The organism is Mesorhizobium sp. CCNWLY176 (assembly GCF_037153935.1).
GTDB lineage: Bacteria > Pseudomonadota > Alphaproteobacteria > Rhizobiales > Rhizobiaceae > Mesorhizobium_M > Mesorhizobium_M zhangyense.
Window position 1 is genome coordinate 24,560 of the sequence record NZ_JBBBDZ010000030.1, and the last position, 6,563, is coordinate 31,122.

Here is a 6,563-nt window from a genome sequence, read left to right on the forward strand (position 1 = left end):
TTCGACGCGGGACGGATCAGTGCAAGTGCGGGCAGCGGCATCACGGGAGGGCGACATGCCGAAAAGCCGGCGCTTTGGGACCATGATCGCAAAGGTCGCCGTCGTAGGTGCACTCGTGTCTGTGCTTGGCGGATGCCAGGCGGTGCCGACCGCAGGTGTTCTGCAGCCCGTCTACACGCCTGTGACGAAGCAGAGCCACAGCCTGCGTACCATCCCGGCCCCGTCGAAGCGCATTACCGTCGCCGTCTACGATTTCCCCGATCTGACCGGCCAGTACAAGGAACGCGAGAACGTCCAGACCATGTCGCGGGCTGTCACCCAGGGCGGCGCGCCCATGCTGATCAAGGCCTTGCAGGATGCTGGCGAGAAGCGCTGGTTCACGGTGCTCGACCGTGCCCGCCTCGACGACCTGCTCAAGGAACGGCAGATCGTCACCGAGATGCGGCGGCTCTACCGCAACGAGCAGCGTATCGACGCGCGCGTCCTGCCGCCGCTGGATCACGCGGGCATCATCCTCCAGGGCGGAATCACCGGTTACGACACCAACACCATGACGGGCGGCATCGGCGCGCGCTATCTGGGCATCGGCGGCGATGTGAAATGGCAGCAGGACACCGTGACCGTCACGCTACGGGCCGTCTCGACGAACACGGGCGAGGTTCTGTCCAGCGTCGCGGTCCACAAGATGATCGCCTCCTACGCGCTGCAGGGCGGTGCGTTCCGCTACGTAGCCCTCGACAAGATCATCGAGGCTGAGGCTGGCATCACCCAGAACGAGCCCAAGCAGATCGCCGTGCAGCAGGCCATCGAGAAGGCGGTGATGGGTATGATCATCGAGGGCGCCGAACTCGGTGTCTGGTCGTTCGAGGACCAGAATGCGGGACGCGAGGTGATCGCCGACTATCGCAACGAGAAATACGGCACCAAGCTGACCGCGGCCGCTGAAATTGTGCCGCCGCCCAAGACCCGCAACGCCGCGGATGTCGTCGAGACGACGGCCGCATGGCCGCGCACGGCCGCTGCGCCGCGTCGCCCGACTCCGGCCGCGGCGCCCGCACCGGTGGCTCCGCCTCCCGCAGCGCCGGACGAAACAGTCGGCTCGCTTGAGCCGGGCGTGGACGGGGCCGTTTCCGAGGCTTCGCCTGCGGTTGCCGGCGCAGCGACGGCGCCAGACCTTGGCGCGACACCGAAGGCGGCCCGGCAACGTGACTATGTTGCCTCGATAGCGTGGACGCGTTGACGATGCTCATGGGCCCGCTCAATCCGTTCTCCAACTCGCAGGGACGTGCGCCGCTCACCCTCCCGGCGTCGGTGAACGGTGACAGCAACCAGTTCGGCGGCGTCGAGACCGGTGCAGCAAACATGCCGCTGGCGGCTCGGAGGGGCTCTGGCAGAGCGCCGTCGTGTTCCAGCAATGACCTTGTCTTCGGTCGGACCGGAGAAGGCGACGTTGCTTCAACTTTGATCGATCCCGCGGCCCGAATATTAAGCAGCACTTGCGATGATCTCCCCACATTACGAGGAGACTGTCGCAATGAAATTACATTCTGTCCTTGTTGCCGGCGTCGTCCTGGCATCGGCGCCTGCCCAGGCCAGCAACGAACTGATCATCCTGACCCAGTACGAGTTGTCCAATTCGCTCATGCTCGACGTGAACGGCAGCTTCAGTGCGGTGTCCGTTCTTCAGGCCCACAACGGTCTCGGCGCGGCGAACGTGATCGACGTCAACATCAACGGCGATTTCAACGGTGGCCCGCTCGGCGCGCCCTTTACCGGATCGGCCCCCTCGGTTGGTCTGACGCCCGGTTCGATCATCCAGAGCGGATTCGACAACCACATCACAGCCAGCGTCACCGGGAGCCACAATCTCTTCGCTTTCGCGCAGGAGGGCAGCGGGAACCGGCTTACAGCCTCGATTTCAGGCATCACAAATCATGCCGCTGTCTCGCAGACCGGATTGAATAACGTCGTCGGGTTTTCACAGTCCGGAATCGACAATATGATTAGTATATCGCAGACGTCCTGGTGACGTTTTACGGGAGAGGGGATGTTCGCATGGTAGGAAAATCTAAGGCTATATTGACAGGCATTCTCTTCTTCTGTGCCTTTCCGGCTTTTGCTGGCGACAACGTCCTGAAGATAATACAGACCAGCCCTCTTGGCGCGATCGAGGGCAACATCCTTTCGTCAAACCAGTCGCTGGCCACCGACTCGCTTGTCGCCGGCCCGACGCAGCAGATGATCGAAGACGCGCTCGCCGGCACGCTTGATGTCGGCGACCTGTACCGGATGGACCAGGCGACCGCGCCGTACGCGCTTCAGACAGGACAGGGCAACACCGCGACGCTGACCATCGAAGGCGACGGTGGTCAGTTGCTTCTTCTCCAGGACAATTCGGCTGGCGGGACGTTGGGCAATTCGGCTCAGTTGAGCGCATTTGGAGCCGATTCCCTTGGCGCAGTCCTGCAGATCGGCGATGGCAACGATGCATCGCTGACCGTCGGCGGTGGCGCGACCGGTCTGATCGTGCAGAACGGTAGCGGCAATGCCAACTCACTGACCGTGGGTTCTGGTGGCAGCGGCGAGATAATTCAGAACGGCAACGGCAACACCTTCTCCACGTCGGTGGCCGCCAACACCTCCGTGACCATCACGCAGAACGGCAACAATCTGAGCTCGGCCGGCGTGACAGGTATGCAGGTGTTCTCGACGGCGCCGGGAACGGTTTCGATCACCCAGACCAGTTTCTAGCGACGCGTCGATGCGCCACGCAGCCGTACTCTTTGTAGGTCTTGCCGCCGCCTGCGGTGCAGGCGGCGCCGTGGCGCAGGACGGAGGCGCCATTGCGGCCCCCTCCATCGCCATCGTGCCCACGGAGGCCGGTGTCCAGATTACCGCATCGGCCGTCGGCTTTGGCGTTGCCGAGATCGAGGGCTCGGTTGAGATCGACCGTACCGGCGGCTCGGGCACAGTGACCACGCGCCAGAACCGCACGCTGAAGCTGTCTGCCGGCCAATCCCAGGACATAGCCAGGACCGCGCTGTCTCTTGCCAAGGGCGACCGCATTTCCATCAGGGTGGTTCTCCGGCAGGACGGGAGGGTCGTCGGCAAGGCCGAGGTTTCGTCGGGCGAACCCTAAGGAAAACGCCAGGTCTCGAGTTCCCGTTCAAACTCCCCGGCCTGCCGAAATCTATTTTATTCTATAGAAACAGCTGAGTTGACTTGAAAAACCTATTCCTAATCTTTGCTTTTATGTAACGGAGCGGAGTCATGAAAGTAACGAAGTTTTTGACGATCATGTTGGCCGCGGCCGGCGCGTTGTCGCTGGCCACGATGGCGCGGGCGCAGTCCGTGGACCAGTTCGTCCAGGCATTCAACGGCAGCTGGCAACTCGTCGATGCCCGCTACTCCAACCCTCCGTCAACCTGCAATATGGTGCTGGGCTCGAAAGCTGATGCAGACGGCCGCTTCGCCGTCGAGGGACAGGGCTGCCGCGGCGAGGCCGCTCTGGTCAAATCCTGGGGCGTCAGTGAGGGTCAGATGACCCTGTTCGATGCCGCCGGCGCGGTGATCGCCCGGCTTGGCGGCAGTCAGCGGCGGATTAGCGGAACAAGTGCATCGGGCTCTCCTTTGATCTTCGAGAAGGTGGGTGTTGCCGGCACTGCGGCCATGCTTGAGGCTGCCAGGCGGGCCGGCGGCTGCTTCTATTCGGGCTTCACCAGCAAGTGTGTGGATGCGGCAGAGGCCGCGCCTCCCGCGCCGGAACGCGCCAGCGTGCAGGTCCTGGTCAACCTGAACGTCCGTGCCGAGGCGCGCGACGACGCCGAGGTGGTCGGCGTCGTGCCGACGCAAACCTGCGTCACGACCGAACTGTGCTTGATGGCGACCGACGGCGCTTGGTGCCGCGCCAAGTTCGGCGAGAGGACCGGCTGGATGCGAAAGCTGGCCTTGCGCCAGAACCGCTGGGCCATCGTCACCTTCGAAAACTCTTGTCCCAAGCAGGGCAGTTAGACTTTCGGTTCAGCAGACAACTGTTCCCATCAGGCGAACAGCAGCAACAGGAAAAATACCAGAATGACTGTGCATCAGAATTTTATCGCCGGGCAATGGACGAACTCGGCCGAGGCTGCAGACAACATCAATCCTTCGAACACCCGAGACGTCGTCGGTGTCTATGCCCGTGGGTCTCGACAGGACGCCGAAGCCGCCATCGCTGCGGCCAAACAGGCGTTCAAGTCCTGGTCGCGGTCCAGCATCCAGCTCCGACACGACATCCTGCAAAAGGTTTCGACAGAGTTGTTGGCCCGCAGGGAGGAACTGGGCAGGTTGCTGGCGCGAGAAGAAGGCAAGACGCTGGGCGAAGCCATCGGTGAGGTCGTCCGAGCGGGTCAGATATTCGGCTTCTTCGCGGGCGAAACCCTGCGCCTGTCCGGCGAGAAGCTGCCTTCCGTTCGCCCGGGCGTCGAGGTTGACATAACACGCGAACCGGTAGGCGTCGTGGGCATCATCACGCCCTGGAATTTTCCGATCGCGATCCCCGCCTGGAAGATCGCACCGGCGCTCGCCTATGGAAACTGCGTTGTCTTCAAACCCGCCGACCTGGTGCCCGGGTCAGCTTGGGCGCTTGCCGACATCATCATCCGGTCTGGTATTCCTGACGGGGTCTTCAACCTGGTCATGGGCCGCGGTTCAGTCGTTGGCGATGCTTTTCTTACCAGTCGCGATGTGCATGCGATCAGTTTCACTGGCTCCGTCACGACGGGCAAGAAGGTCGCCGCCAGCAGCGTCGAAAACATGCGCAAGTTCCAGTTGGAACTCGGCGGAAAGAATCCGCTCGTCATCCTTGATGATGCGGATCTCCAGACCGCTGTCGAGTGTGCTGCGAACGGCGCTTTCTTCTCTACCGGTCAGCGTTGCACTGCCTCGTCCCGCCTGATCGTAACACACAAGATCCACGACTCCTTCGTTGAAGCGCTCAAAGCGCGGTTGAGCAAGCTTGTCGTCGACGACTCGCTCAAGGATGGAACGCATATCGGGCCCGTCGTGGATCAAAATCAGCTCGACCAAGACCTGTCCTACATCGCGATCGGCGAGGATGAGGGGGCCAAACTTGCATGGGGTGGCTCTCGGCTGGAGCGGGGGACGCCAGGCTACTACTTGGAGCCAGCGTTATTCACTGAAACGACGCCTCAGATGCGCATCAACCGTGAAGAGATCTTTGGTCCGGTCGCCTCGGTCATTCGGGTCAAAGACTATGATGAGGCGCTGGCGCTTGCCAACGACACCGAATTCGGGCTTACGGCAGGAATCTGCACGACGAGTCTCAAACACGCCAGCCACTACAAGCGGAACGCCGAATCCGGGATGGTGATGGTCAACCTGCCGACCGCCGGAGTGGACTATCACGTGCCCTTTGGTGGGCGGAAAGGCTCATCCTACGGACCACGCGAACAGGGCCGCTATGCTGCGGAGTTCTACACCACGGTGAAGACCTCCTACACGTTGCCCTAGAGCGGGCTTCGATCTGATAGAATCATTGGGATTCTCAAATCAGCTCGATGCTGATTCAGACCGGCTGACGTGTCGAAGGTTGGCAGGGATGCCGAAGGTTCTGTCTGTCAATCTTTGGGTTCGGGCTCTGGCCGCGGTCGCGCAGAGTTTGATGCCCGCCAGGCTGGCGATCAGTTTGATGTGAGCGCGGCGGGCGTCAACCGCTGGAGCATGCCGGAGCGTGAGCAGGGCGATGCGCTCCAGCCCTCTCGGCGGCGACAGGCGCTCGCACGGGCTCGAACGACATGGCGCGACGATCGTGGACTCCGTCGCGGCCAACCGTGACATCGCGTTTTCCGAGATCAGGACCGCGCTTAATGCGAAGGGTGCGAATGCCAGCATCGCAGCGCCCTGACGGTTGCTCGATCGGCTCAAGATCACGCTCTAGAGCATCGGACTGAAAACCGGAATCTCGGATTCCCTTTTGGTGGCGTTTGTGATTCACCTTTTGCTGGAGGTGGATCATGGGCAGGAGCTCTATTCGTCTGATCTTCGCGATCGCGTTGTTGCGTTTGTCGAAGCCGGTCATTCGCGCCGTTCGGCGGCGCGCCTTTTCGGGGTTAGCGACAGCTTCGCGGTGAAGCTGCTGCGGCGTGTTGCTCAATTTGGGTCAGGCGGGCCAGTCCGTCAGGGTCGCCCGCCGGGAGAACGATTGCTGGCTTCGAGGCGTTCCTCATCGGGGCGGTGGAGGCCGAGCCTGGCATCACCATGCCGGAGCTGAGCGCGCCATTGGAAGCTGCGCACGGCGTGAAAGCCGCCGCAGCGGTGCTGTCGCGCTTCCTGTGCCGACGAGGCTTCACATATTAAAAAAAGCGCTGATGGCATCGGAACGCGCACGCGCGACGATCCGCGTTGAACGCCGCGTCTGGATCAACTTGCGCCAGCCGAGGATGCGACTTGAACCGCATCGCCTTGTCTTTGTCGACGAGACCTCCGTCGCGCGGCACTGGATCCGACGATCCAGTTCCTGCGGCCGCTGCCGCCGATCGTGATCCTGCCTTTGCTCCTGATGG

General features: G+C 62.1%; 9 protein-coding genes. 8 read left to right on the forward strand and 1 reads right to left on the reverse strand.

The features are described 5' to 3' along the window. Nucleotides 1–55 precede the first annotated feature (55 nt). The 8 genes from WBQ96_RS27945 (at nt 56) to WBQ96_RS28340 (ending at nt 6,271) form a co-directional block, all read left to right on the forward strand. Nucleotides 56–1,240, forward strand: a complete 1,185-nt coding sequence (locus WBQ96_RS27945) for a CsgG/HfaB family protein (protein WP_336556289.1) — start codon at nt 56–58, stop codon at nt 1,238–1,240. A gap of 294 nt (nt 1,241–1,534) precedes the next feature. Beyond that, a complete protein-coding gene (locus WBQ96_RS27950; RefSeq protein ID WP_336556290.1) occupies nt 1,535–2,029 on the forward strand; it encodes a hypothetical protein in 495 nt (164 codons plus the stop codon). Nucleotides 2,030–2,055: 26 nt separating this feature from the next. Beyond that, nucleotides 2,056–2,751, forward strand: coding sequence for a hypothetical protein (locus tag WBQ96_RS27955; protein WP_336556291.1), 696 nt, complete (start codon nt 2,056–2,058; stop codon nt 2,749–2,751). A 10-nt stretch (nt 2,752–2,761) separates the two neighbouring features. Continuing rightward, entirely contained in the window at nt 2,762–3,139 is a 378-nt protein-coding gene (gene csgH, locus WBQ96_RS27960; RefSeq protein ID WP_336556292.1) for a curli-like amyloid fiber formation chaperone CsgH, read from the forward strand. Nucleotides 3,140–3,270: 131 nt separating this feature from the next. After that, nucleotides 3,271–4,011: an AprI/Inh family metalloprotease inhibitor gene (locus WBQ96_RS27965; RefSeq protein WP_336556293.1), complete on the forward strand. Its 741-nt coding sequence runs from the start codon at nt 3,271–3,273 to the stop codon at nt 4,009–4,011. Nucleotides 4,012–4,074: 63 nt separating this feature from the next. Continuing rightward, nucleotides 4,075–5,511 carry an aldehyde dehydrogenase family protein gene (locus WBQ96_RS27970; protein WP_336556294.1) on the forward strand — a complete coding sequence of 479 codons (1,437 nt, stop codon included), beginning with the start codon at nt 4,075–4,077 and terminating at the stop codon, nt 5,509–5,511. Nucleotides 5,512–5,743: 232 nt separating this feature from the next. Next, nucleotides 5,744–5,905, forward strand: coding sequence for a hypothetical protein (locus tag WBQ96_RS27975; RefSeq protein ID WP_337035959.1), 162 nt, complete (start codon nt 5,744–5,746; stop codon nt 5,903–5,905). Between the two features lie 102 nt (nt 5,906–6,007). Next, a complete protein-coding gene (locus WBQ96_RS28340; RefSeq protein WP_442920915.1) occupies nt 6,008–6,271 on the forward strand; it encodes an IS630 transposase-related protein in 264 nt (87 codons plus the stop codon). A gap of 75 nt (nt 6,272–6,346) precedes the next feature. Here WBQ96_RS28340 and WBQ96_RS27985 read toward each other — a convergent pair. After that, a partial coding sequence (locus WBQ96_RS27985) for a hypothetical protein (RefSeq protein ID WP_336556296.1) occupies nt 6,347–6,563 on the reverse strand: 217 nt, incomplete at its 5' end.